Source organism: Pseudomonas sp. GXZC (assembly GCF_026967615.1).
Taxonomy (GTDB): Bacteria; Pseudomonadota; Gammaproteobacteria; order Pseudomonadales; family Pseudomonadaceae; genus Aquipseudomonas; species Aquipseudomonas azotoformans_A.
In genome coordinates, this window is the sequence record NZ_CP114115.1 from 3,659,091 (window position 1) to 3,680,581 (window position 21,491).

Annotated in this window: 13 protein-coding genes and 3 pseudogenes; 10 read left to right on the top strand and 6 right to left on the bottom strand. The window is 55.2% G+C overall.

Annotated features, from left to right (window positions below; all coding sequences use genetic code 11):
- Positions 1-6 precede the first annotated feature (6 nt).
- From OZ428_RS16995 to OZ428_RS17020, 6 genes and pseudogenes are all read left to right on the top strand, one after another.
- A complete protein-coding gene (locus tag OZ428_RS16995) occupies positions 7-573 on the top strand; it encodes an OsmC family protein (RefSeq protein WP_004574805.1) in 567 nt (188 codons plus the stop codon).
- A gap of 293 nt (positions 574-866) precedes the next feature.
- Positions 867-1,427 carry a recombinase family protein gene (locus OZ428_RS17000; RefSeq protein WP_009681541.1) on the top strand — a complete coding sequence of 187 codons (561 nt, stop codon included), beginning with the start codon at positions 867-869 and terminating at the stop codon, positions 1,425-1,427.
- A 3-nt stretch (positions 1,428-1,430) separates the two neighbouring features.
- Positions 1,431-1,714: pseudogene (locus OZ428_RS17005) on the top strand (DUF4158 domain-containing protein); the annotation flags it as partial.
- Between the two features lie 42 nt (positions 1,715-1,756).
- Positions 1,757-2,347, top strand: a pseudogene (locus OZ428_RS17010) (Tn3 family transposase); the annotation flags it as partial.
- Positions 2,348-2,386: 39 nt separating this feature from the next.
- The gene (locus tag OZ428_RS17015) at positions 2,387-4,990 is read left to right on the top strand and encodes a YobI family P-loop NTPase (protein WP_330913878.1); all 2,604 of its coding nucleotides are present in this window, start codon (positions 2,387-2,389) and stop codon (positions 4,988-4,990) included.
- 204 nt (positions 4,991-5,194) lie between these two features.
- Positions 5,195-5,968 (top strand): hypothetical protein, encoded by a 774-nt coding sequence (locus tag OZ428_RS17020; RefSeq protein WP_269130598.1) that lies wholly within the window; start codon positions 5,195-5,197, stop codon positions 5,966-5,968.
- A 33-nt stretch (positions 5,969-6,001) separates the two neighbouring features.
- Here OZ428_RS17020 and OZ428_RS17025 read toward each other — a convergent pair whose 3' ends face one another.
- Positions 6,002-6,571 carry a hypothetical protein gene (locus OZ428_RS17025; protein ID WP_269130599.1) on the bottom strand — a complete coding sequence of 190 codons (570 nt, stop codon included), beginning with the start codon at positions 6,569-6,571 and terminating at the stop codon, positions 6,002-6,004.
- Between the two features lie 128 nt (positions 6,572-6,699).
- Positions 6,700-9,639 (bottom strand): DEAD/DEAH box helicase, encoded by a 2,940-nt coding sequence (locus OZ428_RS17030; protein WP_269130600.1) that lies wholly within the window; start codon positions 9,637-9,639, stop codon positions 6,700-6,702.
- 267 nt (positions 9,640-9,906) lie between these two features.
- On the opposite strand from OZ428_RS17030, the gene OZ428_RS17035 reads away from it, so the two are divergent.
- The 3 genes and pseudogenes from OZ428_RS17035 to OZ428_RS34515 form a co-directional block, all read left to right on the top strand.
- Positions 9,907-11,973: an ATP-dependent nuclease gene (locus tag OZ428_RS17035; protein WP_269130601.1), complete on the top strand. Its 2,067-nt coding sequence runs from the start codon at positions 9,907-9,909 to the stop codon at positions 11,971-11,973.
- Positions 11,970-13,982: a UvrD-helicase domain-containing protein gene (locus OZ428_RS17040; RefSeq protein WP_269130602.1), complete on the top strand. Its 2,013-nt coding sequence runs from the start codon at positions 11,970-11,972 to the stop codon at positions 13,980-13,982. The genes OZ428_RS17035 and OZ428_RS17040 overlap by 4 nt, the downstream gene beginning before the upstream one ends.
- A gap of 281 nt (positions 13,983-14,263) precedes the next feature.
- Positions 14,264-14,564 (top strand): annotated as a pseudogene (locus OZ428_RS34515) (antitoxin Xre/MbcA/ParS toxin-binding domain-containing protein); the annotation flags it as partial.
- A gap of 613 nt (positions 14,565-15,177) precedes the next feature.
- Here OZ428_RS34515 and OZ428_RS17050 read toward each other — a convergent pair.
- From OZ428_RS17050 to OZ428_RS17065, 4 genes are all read right to left on the bottom strand, one after another.
- Positions 15,178-17,265, bottom strand: a complete 2,088-nt coding sequence (locus tag OZ428_RS17050; RefSeq protein ID WP_269130603.1) for a hypothetical protein — start codon at positions 17,263-17,265, stop codon at positions 15,178-15,180.
- Complete coding sequence (locus OZ428_RS17055; RefSeq protein ID WP_269130604.1) at positions 17,252-18,772, bottom strand: site-specific recombinase; 1,521 nt, start codon at positions 18,770-18,772, stop codon at positions 17,252-17,254. The genes OZ428_RS17050 and OZ428_RS17055 overlap by 14 nt, the downstream gene beginning before the upstream one ends.
- 11 nt (positions 18,773-18,783) lie before the next feature.
- Positions 18,784-20,037, bottom strand: coding sequence for a tyrosine-type recombinase/integrase (locus tag OZ428_RS17060; RefSeq protein ID WP_269130605.1), 1,254 nt, complete (start codon positions 20,035-20,037; stop codon positions 18,784-18,786).
- A 220-nt stretch (positions 20,038-20,257) separates the two neighbouring features.
- Complete coding sequence (locus OZ428_RS17065; protein ID WP_122727041.1) at positions 20,258-21,007, bottom strand: SDR family NAD(P)-dependent oxidoreductase; 750 nt, start codon at positions 21,005-21,007, stop codon at positions 20,258-20,260.
- Positions 21,008-21,111: 104 nt separating this feature from the next.
- On the opposite strand from OZ428_RS17065, the gene OZ428_RS17070 reads away from it, so the two are divergent.
- Positions 21,112-21,471 carry a winged helix-turn-helix transcriptional regulator gene (locus OZ428_RS17070; RefSeq protein WP_033902872.1) on the top strand — a complete coding sequence of 120 codons (360 nt, stop codon included), beginning with the start codon at positions 21,112-21,114 and terminating at the stop codon, positions 21,469-21,471.
- The last annotated feature ends 20 nt before the right edge of the window (positions 21,472-21,491 follow it).

The following is a 21,491-nucleotide window of genomic DNA, read 5'->3' on the forward strand; positions in this document are numbered from 1 at the left end:
CGAGAAATGAACACAAACATTAAAGGAACTCCCGGCAACGGGATCAACGTCGGCGCATTGCGTGAGTTTGCAGATCAGGTCGCAGCAAAGCCCGCCGCAGGCATCGCGACGTTCGGCGTCGTGACAACCTGGGAGGGTGGCACCCGGACGCGTGCGCGAACCATGCCGCTCGTACTAGGTGACACGGCCTTGGCGCGCGGCTTTGTCATCGACGCGGACGAACCGGCAGAATTGCTCGGTACCGACACGGCCGCTAATCCACAAGAATTGATCCTGGCTGCGTTGAACGCATGCATGACTGCAACCTACGCGGCAAATGCGGCGGCAATGAACATCGAGTTGCAATCGCTGACTATCCGCACGAAGGGAAGCCTCGATCTGAGAGGTTTTCTTGGAATCGATCCTGGGATCAATCCAGGGTACGACCAGGTCGAGTATGAGGTCGAAATGGAGTCGTCGGCGGATTCGGCGGCGCTGAAAGCATTGCACGCGCAGGTGCAGCGAACATCGCCGAATTACCACAACTTCGCGAGAGCCATTGATCTCAAGGCCAAGCTGACCATTCTCCAATGATCGAGTCAGTGTTTCCCGTGGTTGGCTGACGGGAGGCCAAACCAGATGCGCTATGACGGAAGGTTCAACCTTCCGTCATCACGTTCTCTGGAATACGCAGTGTCAATTTGAGGTATACCCTAACCGGATGTCAGGCATGCCCGTGCCGCGCCGTCAGAATAGAGTCCGCTTTCACATTCTTTGACACATGCTTGCCAAGGTCTTAGATTTCAGCCTGATAAATTCAAGGCTTCGGGTGCAATGGAACCAAAACCAACGTAAGCCCTGCCGCCCATCCAGCCCATGGAGGCATCTTGCAGGGACAACGCATCGGTTACGTCCGGGTCAGCAGCTTCGACCAGAACCCGGAACGCCAGCTGGAGCAGACCGAGGTGAGCAAGGTGTTCACCGACAAGGCCTCGGGCAAGGACACCCAGCGCCCCCAGCTCGAAGCGCTGCTGAGCTTCGTCCGCGAAGGGGACACCGTGGTAGTGCACAGCATGGATCGCCTGGCCCGCAACCTCGATGACCTGCGCCGCCTGGTGCAGAAGCTGACCCAGCGTGGCGTGCGGATCGAGTTCTTGAAGGAGGGGCTGGTCTTCACCGGCGAGGACTCGCCGATGGCCAACCTGATGCTGTCGGTGATGGGGGCCTTCGCCGAGTTCGAGCGCGCCCTGATCCGCGAGCGGCAGCGCGAGGGCATCGCCCTGGCCAAGCAGCGCGGCGCGTACCGTGGCCGCAAGAAAGCTCTCTCCGACGAGCAAGCCATCACGTTGCGGAAGCGGGCCGCTGCCGGCGAGCCGAAGGCGCAGCTCGCCCGCGAGTTCGGCATCAGCCGTGAAACCCTCTACCAGTACCTCCGCACGGACGACTGATTTATGCCGCGTCGCTCGATCCTCTCGGCCACCGAGCGCGACACCTTGCTTGCGCTACCGGAAAGCCAGGATGACCTGATCCGCTACTACACCTTCAACGACTCCGACCTGTCGCTGATCCGCCAGCGACGCGCGACGCCAACCGCCTTGGCTTCGCGGTGCAGCTCAGCCTGCTGCGCTACCCCGGCTATGCGTTGGGCACCGACAGCGAGCCGCCCGAGCCGGTCATCTTATGGGTGGCCAAGCAAGTTCAGGCCGACCCGGCGAGTTGGCCGAAGTACGGCGAGCGAGACGTGACTCGCCGCGAGCACGCCCAGGAACTGCGCACCTACCCGACGCTGCGCCCGCTGATCGGCGGCACCCTGAACATTAAGCACGTCCGCGCCCACTGGGATGACATCCTGCGCTAGGCCAGCTCGATCAAGCAGGGCACCGTCACCGCCTCGCTGATGCTGCGCAAGCTCGGCAGCTATCCACGCCAGAACGGCCTGGCCGTGGCCCTGCGCGAGCTGGGCCGGATCGAGCGCACGCTGTTCATCCTCGACTGGTTGCAGAGCGTCGAACTGCGCCGCCGCGTGCATGCCGGTCTGAACAAGGGTGAAGCACGCAACTCCCTGGCCAGGGCGGTGTTCTTCAACCGCCTTGGGGAAATCAGGGATCGGAGTTTCGAGCAACAGCGCTACCGGGCCAGCGGTCTCAACCTGGTGACGGCCGCCATCGTGCTGTGGAACACGGTGTACCTGGAGCGCGCCACCCAGGGGTTGGTCGAGGCCGGCAAACCGGTGGACGGCGAGCTGCTGCAATACCTGTCGCCGCTGGGCTGGGAACACATCAACCTGACCGGCAAATACGTCTGGCGGCAGAGCCGCAGGCTGGAGGACGGGAAGTTTCGGCCGCTAAGGCTGCCCGGAAAACCCTAGCGTACGATTTTTTCCGTTTTCTCTATTCGCCCCTACTACATCGACGAAATGCGGCTGATCAAGAATATCGTCAACGAGTATGACGTCTACGCGAATGCACTGGCCAAGGACGGTCTGGAGCTGGATCCCAACAAACTGTTTGCCATGGTTGCGATTCGAAACCTGCACCCTAATGCCTATGCGGACTTGGTCAAGCGGCGAGGCGCGATCTACGGAGTCGTTGATGGCTACGCAAAGTGGGTAAAAGCTCAAACACATTTGCTCGATACGGAAGCTCAAGCGCTAAAGGATCAGCGTGCAGCACGTGAAGACGAGGTAGCCGATAGCGTGGAGCATTTGCGAATGTCCGTCTGGTTTGAGATTTTGAAACTTGGAAGTAAACCCACTGCAAACCACGTTCGGCTAGATGGCGGGACTATCTTTACGCTATTGGACTTCGTATCTGATCCCGTGTTCGCCCAAGTAGTAGCATGCCGAAGCGTGCAACCTATGGTGATTTCACACTGGCAGGATGTCGGACAAGCCGTTCTATCTAAAAAGGCTCTGCAAGCAGCTCGTTATGATGAGCGCCTGGAACACTTCCAGACCTCGCTTGATGAGCTGGATGACCAGTTCGACACGAACCGACGCAAGGTGCAGCGTCTCAAAACGGCAGGCTTCCGACAGATTGTATCCATGGGGTACGGCAATGAAGTTGCCAAGCGTCTGAAAGGGTTGGAACTCATAGTCTTCCTAGTTCACCGCGGCTTCTTCGATACTGACTATGTCGATTACCTAGGCTATTTCTACGAAGGCTCACTCACCCAGTCGGACAAGAACCTCATAATGGGAATGGTTCGGGGTGAGGAGTACGATGTAACTACCCCAATACATAATCCGGAGCTTGTGGTCAGCAAGCTGGATCTGGAGTCGGTAGATGGCGGGCGCGGTATCATGGTTGATCTCATCCATGAGCTACTGCACACGCACAAGGATGACGCGGCTGCCAGGAAAGACAAGCTCCGCTTAATCCTTCGAAGTGGTCATATTTACACAGAGCGTTTCGCCGAGGCTGTTGCATCGATTACCCCTCGGATGCACGCCACGGCGCTCATAAGAGCCATTTATGACGCAGACCGCGACCTCATCCCTTTACTGCTTAACCATCATCGGTTTAAAGCCCCCACGTTGAGGCAGCAGTTCCTCGTTTCGCTTCTGGATGTTCTGACACCCACGGAGATGCAAACACTCGACGATAAGCCTCGCGGGCTACGGAAGGCCATCAGTGAGCTTCGTGAGGCATCGGTTGTCGCCGCGAAGATTGCGAGCAACCAGCGCGGATGGAGGTGGGTCAGGGAGCTGCCGGCGCAATTCTCGAACCTTGATTCGAGTGCCACGGCTGAAGACCTGCGGCAAATGGTGGAGTGGGGGTGTTTGGCACTGAACCTCAAAATGCTGCAATTGCTCTGCCAGGCACTGGATCCGGGTAATCAGAGTGATAGGGTAACGTACCAACGTCTCAGCAAGCTGGAAATTACTGGCCTGGACAGCATGATCGAGGAGGATCCGGACGGTTTCGTGGCGCAGCTCGTAAGCCAAGAGGGGGGGCTCGAGGAGACACCGGAATCGCTCGTGGCCTTGTTCGGACTTTGCCAGAGCGAACCCTACACACTGGAGGTATTGCTCGAAAATACAACTTGCAGCGTGACTGACCTTGACGCGGTACCGACCTCGTTATGGGCGAAGATCCTGATGGCGGGACGTGTTCACCCTGTTGGTGATGCGGCTTGGACGTACTTCAATCGGGCGCTTGTAGCTGATAAAGAATCCAAAGACTTCGTCGATTTGGGTGAGTCAGCACTAGCTACATTCGTTGATTACCTCAAGCACAACGCTCAAGACCTGGCTGAAGAATTATGGCAGGAAGCGAATCGCAACGATGGCTTGCAGACTTTCCTCATTCGCGCGCCGCAAGTCGACAATGCCACCCTTCGCACGCTTCTCTCAAAGGTCGTGTTGAGCCCAGGCGTTGTCATGGACACCGCGACGCCTCGCAACCGGTGGATCATGTTCGTTAATAGTGACATGGTCGAGTACCGGGAAGACATCAGGGCGTTCATTGCCGAACATGCGTTCACGTATCTAGGCGCCTACCTCATCCGCCGGTGGAGCCTTGCCCGAGAGCAGATGGACATGTCGGCATTACCGGTGTCGTTGGCCCTTGAGCTGAGCAAGGCAGAAATGTGCTCGACAGCTGAAGACATCGAGATATGGTCGGGCATTCCCGGCGATGCCTATGACACATGCGAAGGTGCCGTTGAAGCATTGGCTAGGGTGTGTGAACGCGCAACACGTGATGGATTGCGATTCCCGATGGCCTACCTTCCGACGATGCTGAGGCTGCTCCCGGCTGGGGCACTTTCTAGAGAGCAACGGATCAACATACTGATCCATGCGCTCTCAATGGGCTGCAGTTGGCTAGAAGTAGCTGAAGTGTTGCCACTCGCGGGTGAGGAGTATCAGGCTTTACTCAAAAAGAGGCGCGTGAATTTCCCGGTTCATGATGTGGATCGCCGACTGATCGAAGCACTTGCTACAAGGGGTTTTTTGGGGGCCGTTAAACCTGAAGCCAAGCGGATTGTGGTTTGGAGCAAACGTAATTGAGCCGTTATTTTATGACTATTCCGTGCATCTTCACATAAGCCCGGAGCTCGCCCGGTCTGTGAGGCTCGGAGGTGTCTAGGAAACCAGGGGTGATTCAGTTGCCCGGCCGCCAGCGAACTCCATTGATGCCCATCTTGCCTGGGCGAGGTACCATCTGAAGTATTGCCCCTGAGCATTGAGGGGGAGTTAAAAGGACTGAACCTAGTGGCAGAAACTGACCCGTCCCAGCGGGACATGGAACATAATGTTATTCTTCGGTTTTCCCGGGCTTTCGAAGCAAGATTTCCTACTTCAGCACCTGATGAATTGATCCCCGGGTGGGCGAATACATCGCTCGGAGCTCAGGACAACGTTTTTGCAGATCATCTGTTAGCCGCCAATGCTCGCTTTGCGCTCATTGAATTCAAGGCGAACTTCTTGGCCATTCGCACGGAGGCGAAGAAACCTCTCCGGCAAAAACTGTTTCACTTACTCGCGATGCGCAGCGATTTCCTACGTCGTTGCCTGGATTTTCATTTTGTCTGCTGGGGGACGACTCATCGGCATCAACCACCCGGCTTTGCGATTCCAATCGTGGAAGAGATTGATCTGCTGAACCGTTATGCGGTGCATGTCGCCCCCTTTATGGACACAGCTTTGGAAATGAACGACTCCGCGGATATCAGCACACAGGCCTTTCTGGATACCTTTCTTGGATCCCGATTGATGGGCGGAACCTATGAGCGTTTCAAACGCTATGTAGATGAATTAGGGCAGCTTGCAGGACAGGGAAAGGGCGATGCCTCCTCCATTGAAGGGATGGTGTGTGTATACCTGCCAGGAGATGGTCGAACTCCGGCAAGATACGCTCACAGTCGATTTCAGGGGCTTGACGCTCTCCAGTTGATGTTAGAGCCCAGGATCAGAGAGAAAACCTATGAGCATAAGCGCACTCAAGGCATCACCCGAGAGCCGCGTGATGGGCGGACCTTTGGCTAATTGCCATAACCATCGCTCATCAGAAATCGGTTTCTATTCGGGAGAGCGCTGCAGCAGCTTTCGCAGCCTGATCTGCTCTTGCTTATTGGCGTTGTTCCAAATCAATTCAAAGCGCGCCGCGTTCAGGCTCGTTTCAAGATCGGTAGGGGAAGGTCGGATGCTAGCCAGATATACGGCGGCAAAGATAGCCAAGCCACTGACCACCACGAACGCGCCCCCCAACAACAGGATCGAATTTCGTGTTTGAGTGAACGATTGGTTTACTAGAGTTGCAGCCCTAGTGTTTGCTTGAACCGACCGAGCTAGTTCTTCCGTAACGGTGTTTAGAGATGATTTAACACCCTCAAACGCGGACAAATAAGCAACCTTGGCCGCTTGGGCCGCCATGTCGTCCGCCTTTGACCACGCCGCCTGCGCTCGCTCGACCTGTTCACTAATCCGCTTGCTGGTCACGTCGACATGCTCTGTGTATTGACCGGCTTGGTCGAGCACTGCCTTGTTGGCCCGCATTTGGCGTTCAAACCTGTCCAGCTCCTGGGTGAGCCGGTCAGAGCAAGCCAGGAAGTCTTCGTACCTTGCTGTCCAGTTGTCTGCTGTCTTCATTTCTTCGCCATGTTTGATGATGGTATTCCTATGCGTATCGGGTTTGTTGCATCCAGAATATAAACGACAGTAGGTATTGGAGGCATGACATCAGGGGAGTCAGTTGCGATTCCCCTGATGTAAGTTGATTATGGGCTAACGATGACCTTGATATCCGATCCCGAGATACTCTTGATGTATGAGTAGCTCGTGCCCAGGACGGCAAGCTGCTCCTTCGAAACCTTCTTCGCTGATATCGCGGGTTGCACGATGACAAATTTGAAGATCAGCTCGTGGTCGTGGCATTTGTTGCGCAGTATCTCCAGCTGCTGAGGCGTGCCTTTCAGGATTCTGTCGAAGTCCTTGAGCAGTGATTGTTGGTAGCGATCCATCAGTCGGTTGAAGAACTTATCGCCGGTGTACAGCCATTTCACCGATCTGGACGCCTGACCGCATACCTCATAGACGTCGGCGACGCGCGCCCCGGGCGCGGCCACGCCATCCGTCATTGGGCAGAATTTGCAGTGATAGAGGTCTACGTAGATCGCGTCCTTGCTTTCCCGGATTGCCACCAGGTCAGCGATTTCGCCTTTGCCGTCATCATTGAAGACGATCGAGTATTCGTCAGCGATCTTGGCGAAGGTGAAGCCTTGTACAGAGTCCGCACGTCGCTCCGCACGCATGGACTCTTGATGGATTTTCGTCGTCCCCCAACTCCATGGTTCGAGCAAACCGGCCGGTAATTTGACATCCACGCTGTTGAGCGAGTATTGACGGTAGTTGCCCTGCACCATGGAACCGTCGACCTTGAGCAATACAAGCGGCTCTCCATCCAAGTAGGAGTCGAGTGGCATTTCCTGTGGGTAAAGGATCTTCACGCCAGGGCAGGAGGTCTTGTATCCGTCCTCCAACAGCTTGATTGCGATCGTGGTGAGGCGACGCTCCTCACCGTCGTTATCCGCAACCAAGACGGGGATATCCAGCGTCCGCGCGCCGTTGTATTCAGGCTTACCAAGCTCGACGTCGAGAAGGTTGAAGGTCTCTCCCTGAAAATAAAGCGAGATCCTTTGCTCATTTTCGATCGCAATCGACACAGGCCAGTCGGCGTAGAACAGGCCTTCTGGCCACTTGCCCTTGATTTGCTCAACACGCATGACATTTTTGAGTACGTCAGCAGGGTCGATGGTATCGTCGTTGAGTTTGACCGACATGCGCTTGCACCACTCAACCCAGTAGTTGATCGGAGAGGAGTTCATCTCCCAGATCTTGCCTTTGTGCGAGCAGCCCACGGTGGTTCGTTCTCCATTCTCAAAACCGGTGGCGAAGATGTTGGATTTTGTCGCGTTGCCCGTCTCGATGTCGCTGATCACTTGATTGATATCGCGCCCCACGTGCATCGTGAACCGCAGGTCTTTACGGGCGCGGGATAGGCCAACGTTCTGCAGCTTCATCAGCTTGATATCGTGGAGCGTACGGAAGGTCGGCTCACCATTGATGCGACGCGGGTCCTTGGCCACCAGGTTGAGAAAACGAGTCGCTTGAGTGTCGTCACCCGAAGTGTGAACGAAGAGGGTTTTCTGCGCCTTGTTGTAGAACGCGATGTACAGAATCCAATTGGTATCGAAAATTTCTTCGGTCTGAGCCCACCCGACCAACGTCTCTCGTCGAGTCACGGCAATGACTGTATCGGCCTGATCGTTGATCGAGATGTACTGCAGTGTTTCTCTGCGCCCATCCAGGCCATGCGCACGCTGTGGTCTCCAGTCTGTGGGGGAGACGTGATACGCCAAGGCGCTGATTTTGGGGTTCGGGTTCAGCCCAAATATCACTTGGGCATCGTCACCGTCGGCAAACTGCTCGTTGAAGTCCGCCTTCTCAACTTCCCGGCTGACCTTTTGCTCGCTCACGTCGCGAATGACTGCACCCCAGTCAGCACTCTCTTTGTAGAGGGCTGCCATCTGGTGGTCGGTCTTCTGGTTAGCAATGTTGGCCACGAACTTGGCATCACCAAGGGCAGCATCTACCCTCGTCAGCCGGCCAATGAACTGGAGCGTCACCGCAGGGCTTTGGTGTTGATCATGAATGGCGGCGATTTTGAGCTCGGGCAGATCGAAGCCTTCGCCAAGCATGTCGACACAGACGATGATCCGGTGCTTTTTCTTGACGATCTCCGCCAGAACCCTAGCTTGGTTCGGCACCTTGCTGTGGATCAAGACCGGCGTCAAGTCTGCGTGCTGCTTGTAAATCTCAAATAGGTCTGTCGCACGCTTGTGCGACTTGGCCCGTACCATCATCAAGTGGTTGTACCCTGCCTTGAGGTCAGCCCTGAGCAGCTCAACGGCCTTGTCTGCAATGGCCTGATCGGACAGCTTAAGGTTGTACTCTCGTACAGGATGAAACTCGATACCTTTGAAATATCCATCGAGCTGCGCATCCCGGAGCGGGTAGTTGTAGATGATCTTTCCAGTCAGAGCCAGACCATCCTCCCGGAATGGCGTCGCTGTGAACTGAATACAAGGTTTGCCCCTGAAGGCAGTCTTTATCCGGTTCCAACTAGTCGCCGCGACGTGGTGTGCCTCATCGATCATCAGGTGGCTGCACATTTTCACCAGCGCACCCAAGGCGGTCTCGTCGAACAGCTGCAGGGCTTGGGGAGTGGCCACAATGATATTGGCGGTAGCCAATTCAGCAACCTGCGCCTCAGACATCTTCGAGTCGATGGCAGTAACGATAGGATTACGCGCCGTATCTGATACTGCTCCCACGGTACGCAGCGTCTTCATCTCAGCGCATTTGTTCACCAATTGAGTTCTGAGGGCGTCCGACGGTACAAGAATCAGTGTCCGATTCATTCTCGCAGCGATGACCAGCGCGAGCATTGTGTCGGTTTTACCTGTACCCGTGGGCATGACCACGGTAGCCGTAGTAGAGGGGTCGACCACCAGATGACCAAGGGTGGCGTAAAGCGCTGCTAGTTGCGGCTTTCGCAGGCCAGGCGCCTTGGTCTTAGGGTCATCCAGACTGAAATTGAAGAGGTGGTTTTGCCAGCTCTGGTACACATCGGAATGCGTTATTACTACGTCGTCCATGGCGATCACCTGAGAGCAGAAAGAACTTCTTGGCAAGGATGGCGCAATGGTAGCACACCCCCTCTTGCTTGCAGGTTCAGACATAAGGACAAGACCGTTCGACTGAATTTCTCGCTGACCACTACGGTGTGGTTTTATTTAGGCATTGGGTAGCCTGCGCTTGGCTTTCATGGCATATAGCCGGCACGCCTAGGGATGGGGGGCGCCAGTCAGATTTGCTCTGGACGAGATCGCTCCCTGCCATAAAACCAAGATGGGAGCAGCTCTGTGTACCTTTCTGCTTTAAGGATCGAGAATTTCCGCCAGTTCGGCCATGCCAATGGTGCACTGGATATCCAATTCAATGAAGGGGTGACTGCTCTCGTTGGCGAAAACGACGCGGGTAAAACCGCCGTCATTGATGCGATCCGCTATGTTCTGCAAACCCGGGATGCTGAATATCTTCGACTGCAGATTGAGGACTTTCACATTGCCAGCGATGGCACTCAGGCGGAAACCATCACCCTCAGATGCACCCTGGAAGGACTTAGCCCTGCCGAACTCGGCGCTTTCGCTGAATACGTAACCTACAAGGACGGCGTGGGACGGCTGTACGTTCACTGGTCAGCTCGCCGCGTCGTCGCCTCTGCCTCAACCCGCAAATGGGTCGATATCTCGGTTCGTTCGGGTGAAAACGGAGAAGGCACGTCTCTGGACGTGGGTGTACGGCAACTGCTGGCCACCGCATACCTGAAACCGCTGCGTGACGCAGAGCGGGAGATGTCCCCGGGCAGAAACTCTCGGCTGTCCCAGGTACTGAGTAGTTTCCCCAATATTGACGCCGGCAGTTCATTCGACCCCGCGGCGCTCCCAACTGACCTCGCTGACGCTGAAGCCTTGAGCATTGCCGGCATGGGCGACTTTCTTCGCCACCTAGTGAACAGTCATTCCGCCATTGTCTCCGCCCAGAAGGAGATCAACGACACATACCTACGCCCGCTATCGCTCGCTGGCCAGCCCCTGACAAGCCGAATCGGTTTCGGGGAGGCCGGAACTGATCCCGCGAAGCTCAAGCAGATCCTAGAGCGCCTGGAACTCGGGCTGTTGGATCATGCCACTGGTGAGGCTCGGGGCGTTTACGGGTTGGGTTCCAACAACGTGTTGTTCATGGCCTGCGAGTTACTGCTGCTCGGTAAAGAGCCTGACGGTCTTCCGTTGTTGCTCATCGAAGAGCCTGAAGCCCACCTACACCCGCAGCGCCAGCTCCAATTGATGGAGTTTCTTGAGGCCGCGGCCCAGCCATCTACAGGCTTGAGGCCGGTTCAAGTTATCCTGACCACGCACAGCCCCAATCTGAGCTCGAAAATCCCTCTGCAGAACTTGGTGCTGATGCAGCGTCAGCAGGCCTTCTCGCTTGCGGAGGAACAGACCTGCTTGGCACCTGATGATTATCGTTTCCTCAGTCGCTTCCTGGACGTCACCAAGGCGGGCCTGTTTTTTGCCAAGGGCTTGCTTGTCGTGGAAGGTGATGCGGAAGCCATTCTGCTGCCTTCGCTTGCGCGACGGCTGGGCAAGGATCTCACCAAACACGGAGTTTCGGTCATCAACGTGGGCGGTGTGGGGTTGCGGCGCTACTCAAAGATCCTGCAGCGCAAGGATACCTCCCAGGGCGAGATCACCGTGCCCACGGCATGTATCACCGACATGGACGTGATGCCGGACTGCGCCCCCGAGATTCGGGGCCTGAAGGGAGTGAAGGGGGCGGAGTGGCCAGACATCGCCAAACGGCGCTGGCGCGCCATGAAAGACTTTGGCTCCACCCAGGCGGAAATTGAAAAGGGCCTCAAGGAACATCGCGAAAAGCGCGCCGAGAGCGATGGGCAATGTGTGCGAACGTTCGTGGCCGACCACTGGACGCTCGAATACGACCTGGCATTTAAGGGGCTCTCGAAGGAAGTCCATCATGCCGCGTACTTGGCCATCCATGAGGAGAAGATCGATGGTGGCACGGAAACCAAGGCCACCTTGCTGAAGAAGGCGCAGACAGAATTCAATAAGATCCAGGCCGCACATGCTACCGAGGAAGCCCGTTGCTCTTCGATCTACAAGCTATTCAACAGGGCGTCAAAAGCAATCGCGGCCCAGCACCTGATCGACTTTATTGACCAGCGCTTCGATGACCACACCCTGGACGCCACCAAGCTGCGGGCTCTACTGCCCACCTATGTTGTCCATGCGATTGAATATGCGACTAGTGGTTCTGCCTTGACCGCCACCAGCCCGGTTCACCGGACGCCGGTACACGCCGCGCCAAGCCCAGGAGCTGCGGATTCTTTGGAAGAGGCAGCCAAATGACGCTCAGCCAACTGGTCGCCCCCATCACCGACGCCGATGTTGACTGGGTCATTGAGTTGATGGGGCTGGAGGCGCTGGACGAGCCCCGTCGCAACTTCTTGAAGTCCATGAATACCATGGACGTGGCGGCGTGTCCCGGTAGTGGGAAGACGACTCTGGTTGTCGCGAAGCTCGCCATCCTGGCTCGTCATTGGAAGAGCCGCATGCAGGGTATCTGCGTGCTCTCGCACACCAATGCCGCCCGGGAGGAGATCGAAAAGCGCCTAGGCGGTACAGAGGTGGGGCAACGGCTGCTGCGCTTTCCTCACTACATCGACACCATTCATGGCTTCACCGGCCGATTCCTGGCCTTGCCATGGTTACGTTCGAAAAGCATCGCGCTGCAGGCAATCGACGATGAGGCCACCCATAAAGCCCGTCGAAAGGAACTGACGTACCGCGAACATCTAGGTGCACAGACCGCCTTCGAGAAAAAATTCAAAACCCTTCTCAGCTTGCGGATCCGGTCTGCCGATTTCGACCAGCCGCTCGGCGATGAAGATATTGGTTTTGCACCACATACGGAGACGTACAAGAGCGTGGTAAAATCGCTCAGTGGTGCAGCCAAGGCCGGGTACTTCTGCTTCGACGAAGTGTTCGTGTTGGGCCATGCCTTGCTCGATCAGGAGGAAAGTGTGGGCGCCGCCTTACGCCTACGGTTTCCGTGCGTATTGATCGATGAGATGCAGGACACCCAGCCTGAGCAAGCGCGCGTGCTTCAACGTATCTTTCCCCATGATGACCCAGCTGTCCGGCTCATCCGCGTCGGCGATCCCAATCAGGAAATCTTCGAGAAGAAGACGGCGCTTCTGGATCCGTTCCCTGACCCGCGACGTCAGTTGGAAATCGCGAGCAGCTTCCGCTTTGATCAGGCCATCGCGTCGATAGCTAACCCCTTTGCGTATGTCCCCATCACGGATGGCTTGAAAGGACTTCGGGCTGACGGCGAAACCAGCACCGTCCCTAACACGATCATCGTTTTTCCAGACAAGGATGCAACCGGGGTGCTGGACGAATTCGGCAAGCTGGTGCTGAAACATTTACCAGCGGATACGCGCAAGGCTGGTGTGTTCGCCGTCGGCGCCGTGCACCGGCTTGAGAACTTCAAAGCGAACCAGTACCCAAAGGCCCTGGAGCATTACTGGCCAGCCTATCGGTCTGATACGACCAAGACTTCGTTCAAGCCCCGCACGTTCGCGGAAGGCGCCCATATCGCGCGGCGTTATGCGATGCAGGAGCCCACAGCCTATTCGGCCGTTGAACTGTTGGCCTCGTGCCTGATCAATCTCGGCGAGTTGGCGTTTCCAAACAGCTCAGTGCGACTGAGAGGCCGACACAAAACCTCAGTGGAGGAAAAGCTCGCGACTAGGATCAAAACCTTCGCCCAGTACCGCGAGTGTCTCCAGCAGATCCTGTTTGTATCGTCTGAAATCACGCAGCAGGATTGGATCACGGTCATATCCCCGAAACTCTTGCTGCTGGCAGCCGTGCTCTATGACTCCGAGGGTGTGACGGTTGACCTCCCAGGCCGCCAATACCTTGCCTGGGAGTCTGCCCCAGCAGCCACTGAGGTCGGAGAGAGCGGAGGATCCCTGGTCAACACCTACCGATTCCAGGATGGGGCCGACGGCGTCGATATCCGGATGTCATCCATCCATTCGGAAAAGGGTAAGACCCACGCTGCTACGTTGATTCTAGAGACCTTCCGGAAAAGCCACTTCATTCAGAAGCTTATGCCGTGCCTTGAAGGCAAAAAAGCAGGTACCAAACGTCCCCAGGAGAGCATCAAGAAGGACATGATGCTGATGTACGTGGGGATGACCCGACCGACTCATATGCTGTGTCTGGCCATACGTCAGAGCTCACTGGGGGAGGGAGCCGCAGGCGAAAAGCGGCGGGCGGCACTCAAGAATGCCGGGTGGTCGATTTTAGAGTTGACTACTTCAAACCATGTGTCCAAGCACGGCTGATTGCTAACCCTGGGGGCAAGGGCGCAGGTATTCGACGTGATGTCAGCGCGGCTCATAGAGCTCCGCTGACAGCAAAGTGCTATGAGGCTTGCGCTTACCTTGACGTCCAATCCCGAATCGCACAAAGGCAAAAGCCCGGTCACTAACCGGGCTTTGCAGATCCCTCTAGGGGATAGAACTCAAGTGCCTCAAGGGCTACGGATGAAACACTATGGGTGATTGATGCAGATGTCAACTTCTTGCATCAAACCGTGACCGTCACACATCATGTGATATAGCGATTGGTGCAGTTGACTGAAGACGGAACGGTGTCGCAGCTCGAACGCGATCAATTTATCCCACTGCGAACGCTAAAGAGTCGCATCAACCGCGATCAGCTCCTGACAGTTGAGAAGAGTGATCGCTTCGTTCGCGTCGCGCATACCCACGCCTATGGCCGATGCGGTGTTTGGTGGGTCCGACAAAGCCAAGCTTTGGCTCTCAAAGCCCATGGTGCGATTCGGCGGCATGGCACCAGCGCAGATGCTGATTAGTCAGCAAGGCACAAGCCAGGTTGAAGAGATGCTGCAACTCGCTATGGGTTCCTCTGCTACCGTTCCGCGCCCTACCGCTTCAGCCATCCAACCGGGCAGACCTTACTTAGCTGCCTCTACCTGCTGACCTGATTGTAGGGTCACAGCATGGAGCCCATACCGTAATGTATAGTCGTTAGAAACCTGTACAAGCTGATCCTAGGGCAGCTCAGCTGATCATGCCGTAATCTGTAGTCAATAGACTGGCTACGTAGATTTATGGGTGTTCCTCAGCGGCGCCATTATCGACTCCACATCCAGTCCACTTAGAAGGCAGTTGTTAGCTATTGCCGAAAGGGCTTCAAAAAGCTGGTCTCGCTGTCTCACCAGGACTGCATTTTCCGTCCTAAGAATTGCAATACGTTCTTCAAGGGTTCTACGCCGACGGGCATGGTCTGGATCTCTCCCGCTTTCCTTAAGTTGTGCAATTCGGGCTGACTCGATTCTGTCTCCACGGTCACCTCCTAGCGTAGCTCGGCTTGTCAGGCCCAGTCGGCGCTGCACCTCCGGTCGGGAAATGGGAGCGAGCTCCACTCCTGAGCTAATCATCTGGGCGAGGAGAGCGTCTATTGCTTCGTCAAGAGTGCCGCCCCTCAATGTCTGTCGTCGTGCCATAGTTGCCTCTAGTCATCTGATACCGAACTGTGTCGTTTCTCCGAGTCCGCAACCGTGATTGGACGCCCATTTGGAAACACGCGTTGCACACCTCCATTGGTATCGCGTGCAAGGACAGATATTAAATTGTTGAGCTTGTCTTCCTGGTCTGCTAGCCATACATCGCTGCCTGCCTCTCCGGTGCCTGCGTCGCGCATGATGGATATTGCCTTAGCTAGATTCTTGGCTTGTTTTTCAAGGTTGACCCGCTCCGATGGAGTGCCCATCAGATGTAGATGCGAGCAGCCATTCCAGCATTGAAGATGCTTAGGGCAGGGTGCCTGGGAGAAATCGTGGATACAACCTCCGAAAGGGGTCACATGTAGCGCCGTGGCGTGTACGGTGAGGAATGCTTCAGCAGTTGTTGTACCTTTATCTGATAGCAAAGCATGGTAACTGTCGGTCAAAGCGCCATGAATGCGCTTATTTCTTATGCCCGCATGTAGAAAGTCGATACGCTCGCGATGGCTATTGAACGCCAAGAACTCTTGATGGGTAGCGGTGTTTTCTTCAATGCTTGTGTGTTGGTAATAGACATTCTGGTCGAGGCGTTTTCGCCCCAGAGCCAGCGCCTGCTGAACATTGCTCATCCCAGTAAGATGGTAAATAGTATTTCGCCAATGGCGCGGTTGATGGCTAGTCAGCTTGATCGGTGTCCCATCAGCTTCAAATAATGAACGGCGCGAGAATATGGACGAGAATCGCGGATCCGCGCCGAGCGCTCGGTTAATGTCAACCAACATCACTCGTCGTGGGATGGCACGGAACACATTGGCCTCACGCCCCCCCAATCGAAATTGTCCTTCAAATGCGATGGCAAGTGTTTCACTCGTTTTTAGGAGTATACGAAGCTTACCGCTGACATTTTCGGTAAGCGCGGCATGATCATGAAGTTTAGGGACTAGAAAACTCTCAATATCGCCGGCTAAGTAATGTCGCCTCCGCGCCTTGCTAGGATGGATTCCATTTCTTGAAAAGTACGCACTTAGGTTCCGAGACGCATCGCGATTCTGACTGAATCCAAGCCAGCTAAAAACTTCAGCTTCTGACATTTCCTTCTTGGGCGAGTAGTCCCAGAGCCGCCCTGGATGATCTTCTTGCCATTTAGCTATTTCGCGTTGTTCCTGGGTCAGTAATTTAAGTCGCTTGACTGCACGCCTAGCTAGAGGGACATCGCTTTCCGCAAACCAATGAATTCGGGATTGAAATTGCTTTTCCGCAAAGTACCTAATCCCGCATTCGACCAGAGGCTTGCCATGGGCGTCGACAACTACTTCCCCTGTCGTCCCTTTGATCGGCCTTTCGACCCAACAATCATAGGGTATTACTGCTACTTCATTACCTCGTTGTCCAGTCGCGATCAATAAATCGATCACGCGCAGCAGAATTTCTTCGCCGTCACTGAGTGGATTGTTCGAACATATGGCATATGCCTCCATCGCCTCACGAGAAGGTAATTTATCATCAGATTTACGCTGTTTTACCACTCGATCAGGATCGTACAATGAAATGTAATCGTGTCGGCGTTTTTCTGGCTTTGTATCATGCTCAAAGTGGATGGCGATCTCGGTTAATTGCATATTATCAATCGTATCCGCTATTACTTGGAGGTGAGAGATCGCATCATAGAGATTTTTGTAGCTGCTCTCACGGAGAAATCCTACGACGCGATCAAAGTCTCCTCGCGTCAATTGTGTGGGGTCGGATACACCGCGCTCAAACAAGGGATTGTAGAGCCGGCGGACGGCAATATTGTATGCAGCCACCATCGAAAATTTCAGGCTCCGGGTGCGTTGTAAATACACAATCAGGGCCTTGTTAAAATCTTGGAAAACGAGAGGGAGTGGGCCCTTCGCCGGAGTAGGATAGCCCGTTTTTTCGAGTGCTTGCCGGTGCGCCTCGAAGGTGAGCGTATTTTGCTTTCCCCGTTGTGGTAACCAGCCTCCAACGCCCCATAACGATGACGCCCACGGTGTTGAAATCGGTAGCGAATGGAAAATCGCTTGTTCCTGTTTAACAAAACCTTCGAGGCGTTGACTTGCTTTAGACAGCGTCATCTGCAGCATCCTCACTTTGTTGCCGGCAGCGCTCGATCGTAGCGCTTACCGCTAGGATGGTTGTCTGATGCTGGGCGAGGGGCCGGTTGTGAATGAGGTCACCGGCTAGTTCTGCCATATCAATGAACCGTTGGGCCTCCCGCTGGAGCGCATCCTTTACCTGCTCATGGCGGCCGTCAGCAAAGGGATGGAACTTCTTGCAGGTGTAGCACGCGTATATAGGGTTGTAGGGACAGTGGGTATGAACGGGCAGGGCGCAGGCACCAATATCGCCTATGTATTGCGTATCAATGACGCCGCGGACGGCTCTTTCAGGAGCTGTATCGCGGCGTTGGACGATTTCCCCAGTTAATAAGCTGCGCATGATGCGTTGATAGGCCGGACTTTTACCTAGTGCTTTCTCTTTGACCCGGGCAATGTTGGGGGTGGCCGTTACGTAAGCACGCGCTGCAACCGTGCTGTTGTGTCCGAGCAGTTCGGCAATCATGTCCGCCGGAGTTCCCTGATCCGCCAAGCCTTGCCCGAGGTGATGACGCAACAACATGGTTACTTGATTCGGCCTATCTATCCCAGCTTCACGCAACTCGTGTTTGAGGCCTGAACCGATTTCAAGAACCGAGAGACGCCGTCCACAAGGATTGACGAATAATGGTTCACAGTCGCTACCAAAACGGCGTTGAATTTCTGAAACGTGCCGTGAGATTTTCTCGCCCAGGCGGGTGGTTATTTTACGGGGGCGCCTCTCAGGCCTGCGCTGGCCGATCTTTTTGGCCATGGGGAGCCATAGAGTATAGTACGTCTCATGATCAGCACTTTCAATTAACTCAAAATCGGCAATGTCTAGCGAATGAAATTGGATGGATCTTGGTGCGAGTTCGAAACCCAAGTGAAGTGCCATATTAAGCTGGATTTCCTCCCAAGAGCAGAATGATAAATCTCGTTCGATGCGCTTTAGCAACCGAATTTCTTCATCGAGCTCTAAGCTAGACTGCGAGAGAAAAATTCTCGCATACGGATCAACCCGATCCGATCTTGCATCCTTGACTTTTAAGTAAGATCTTGTGTCGAACCCATTAATTCCTCTATCGTTTGCCCAGCGATAAAACGCTCGAAATCCTACCAAAGCTCTTCTAGATTTTTTTAACTCTTCAAGAGCTGAGCTTAGCTCGGTGGATTCCCAAGGGAGCCCAGTCGCTAGGTTCGTATTAGATAAAGAGCGAAGGGAGTCTGCGAACATTGCCGCTGTTCGAGGCGCGTATTTCTCAAGTGCGTAGGCCATGAAGCCCTTGCCAATTTCGATGAGCTCTGAGTTCAATTGAAGCGCAGCCCAATCGATTGTCATTGCGAGCCCGCCGTCGTACCACGTCCACACCGGCAAACGGGTATCGACGTACTTTGGCTGATCATTGGTGCGAGTTCGAATCGCAACCAGAGCCGGGCCCTCGAATACGTAAGCCGAAAGAGAGGAGGAGGGTGATGCCTGTTTAGGATCGGCTGATTTAGGCACGACGAAGCTCCTTAACTGTCAAGTCGGCCCCACGCTGACGAGGCACGCTGCGCGTTATGGCGGTTGGCCGACTCGGCTAGATAACGACTTGCATAACGACGTGGCATCGCCGAAGTCTCAGCCCAACCGCAGACTCGCCGAAGTTCGTCCGTGGCGCGCTCCAGGTCGTGCCCACGCTGCTCGACCAGGTAAGCCAAGAAACGGTCGGCGAAGGTGTGGCGAAAGTCATGCGCAGAAAGAGTAGGCAACAACCCCGGATGCGCCAGTTCAATGGTCAGAAACAGCCGATCGAGGACGTTAGACAATGCGCGAATCGACAGCGGGCGGCCTCTGTCAGAGATGAACAGATAGCGGTGCAGCAATTTCATCGGTTTGCCGTCACGTAGAGGGCGCCGTTCGCTCTGGATGTAGTGCTCGTAGACCTCATACAACTGTGCAGAAATACCTACGGTTCGTCCGTGGGTTTTCAGCGCAGGCTCTTCAGCACGTGGGTCGGCGGGGTCATGTTCGCGGTCATTGATGGTGACATAGGCGTGCTGAGAACCCTTATTAATATCCGTGGTGTAGAGCTTCAAAAGCTCTCCACGACGCATGCCGGTTTCCAGCAACAATTCAATCATTAGCCAATTGCGCAACTGCAATCGCTTGGGAAACGGATTTCCCACAGCACCCGGACGAATCAGTGTGCGAACGATCTGGAGTTGGGGATCGGTCAGGCTGCGATAACGGGCATGGTCGGGACGAACATTGGTGATATGGCTGTCAAAGCGTCGCTCAATGACGTCGGCAACATCTGCAAATGCCACCTCGAGGTTAGCTTGAGTGGCTGAATTCTGACGAGCGCGCGGGATGTATCGTGTAACAGACCAGGACAGATACTGCTTCAACTGCCGCAGGTACTGGTCACGGGTGTGCGGATCTATCGGTGGCAGAGATGCCGTTGCAGTTGTGCCGATTCGGGCGACCAGATTATCCGCCTGGCGACCGCTTTGGAGCCAGAGGGTGTAACCGTCCAGCAGTGCCAAAATCGTCTCGAAGTGACAGGCCATGATGGCCTCATCGATATCAAGCCCCCGGCTTTCGGCATAGGTGTAGAAAGCCTGGATCGCACGCAGGTGCGCTGCGACGGTGTTGTAGGCACGATGCTTGAATCTGAGCTGGACGTAGATAAATGGGACCAGCTTGGGCAAGGGCGCCGCTGAACCATCCTGCACAAGCACTGGCACGCGCTGGCCTGACGAGAAATGAGACTGAACCAGCTTCATTGGCAGACACCTCATTCAAGGTCTCGCCATGAACAAGAAATACATGGCCCGTTGCAAGACTAGTCATCCAAACCGGATTCGTCGAATCAGTACCTTACAAGGCTCATGAACATTTATCACATAGCCTGTCGTTTAACATAATATACATTATGCGTAATATCGTATTGCGTAATCAGGGGCAGTGCCCATCAGATTTCAACAGGCAAAACCCCTATCTCACTCAAACCTGAGCAAAGCCTCCATCGACAAACATTTCACTGCCGGTCATGAAGCTGCTCTCATCCGATGCCAGGAACAACGCTGCCGCTGCAACTTCTTCCGGCTTGCCAATACGGCTCAACGGAACCTGCGCGGTCATGTCGTCGATGATTGCGTCTTTCTGGCCTGTACCTGAAAGCGCCAAGTCCAGACCCGGTGTCGAGATCGGCCCTGGTGAAAGTACGTTGACACGAATGCCGGTGCCTTTCAGGTCCAGTGCCCAGCTCCTGGCGAAATTACGCAGCGCCGCTTTGGTGGCGCTGTACACGCTGAATGCCGGTGTGCCCATGGTGCCTGTGGTCGAACCTGTGAGGATCACCGAGCTGCCGGCGCTCATCAGTGGCAAGGCTTTTTGTACGGTGAACAGCGTGCCTTTGACGTTGATGCCGAAGGTACGGTCAAACGATTCCTCGGTGATCGAGCCGATCGGCTGGAAATCCCCCAGACCTGCATTGGCAAATAGCACGTCGACCCGGCCTTTGGCGGCTTTGACTTGGGTGAACACGCGATCGAGGTCGTCCAGTTTTGAAATGTCGCCTTGTATGGCGATGGCTTCAGGGCCGATCAGTTGCAGCGCCTTGTCCAGTTCCTCTTGTCGACGGCCTACAATGACGACTTGAGCGCCTTCAGCCGCAAAGCGAATGGCGGTTGCCAGGCCGATGCCGCTGTTGCCGCCGGTAATGACTGCGATTTTTCCGTTGAGCCTGCTCATGGTGAACTCCAGTGAATAAGGTTGAGGCCCAACTGTAGATCCGTGCTATTAATTTGAATAGTATGCACCTTTTAGTAAGTACCCTACGTGGAGTCAGCTCGATCATGGCCAACAACTCATTCAATTGCGGGCTCGAGGCCGCCCTGGCGGTGATTGGCGGTAAATGGAAGCCATTGGTGCTGTTCAACCTGGCGCAAAATGTTCATCGATATGGGGAATTAAGACGCGCGATTGGCGGCGTAACCGATAAGGTGCTGATCCAGCAACTCAAGGAGTTGGAGCGCGACGAGATCATCTCCCGCGTGGATTTCCAGGAGATACCGCCCAAGGTCGAGTACTCGCTGACACCGTTCGGGCGGTCCTTGGCGACGGCGTTGGGCGGGCTGTGCCAATGGGGTACGGAGCATATGCAAACCGTTGAGCGTATCGCTGAGCGGCGTACTGCCACCCTCTCCCAGTCTTGAGTCCCCTGCCCTGATAGCCA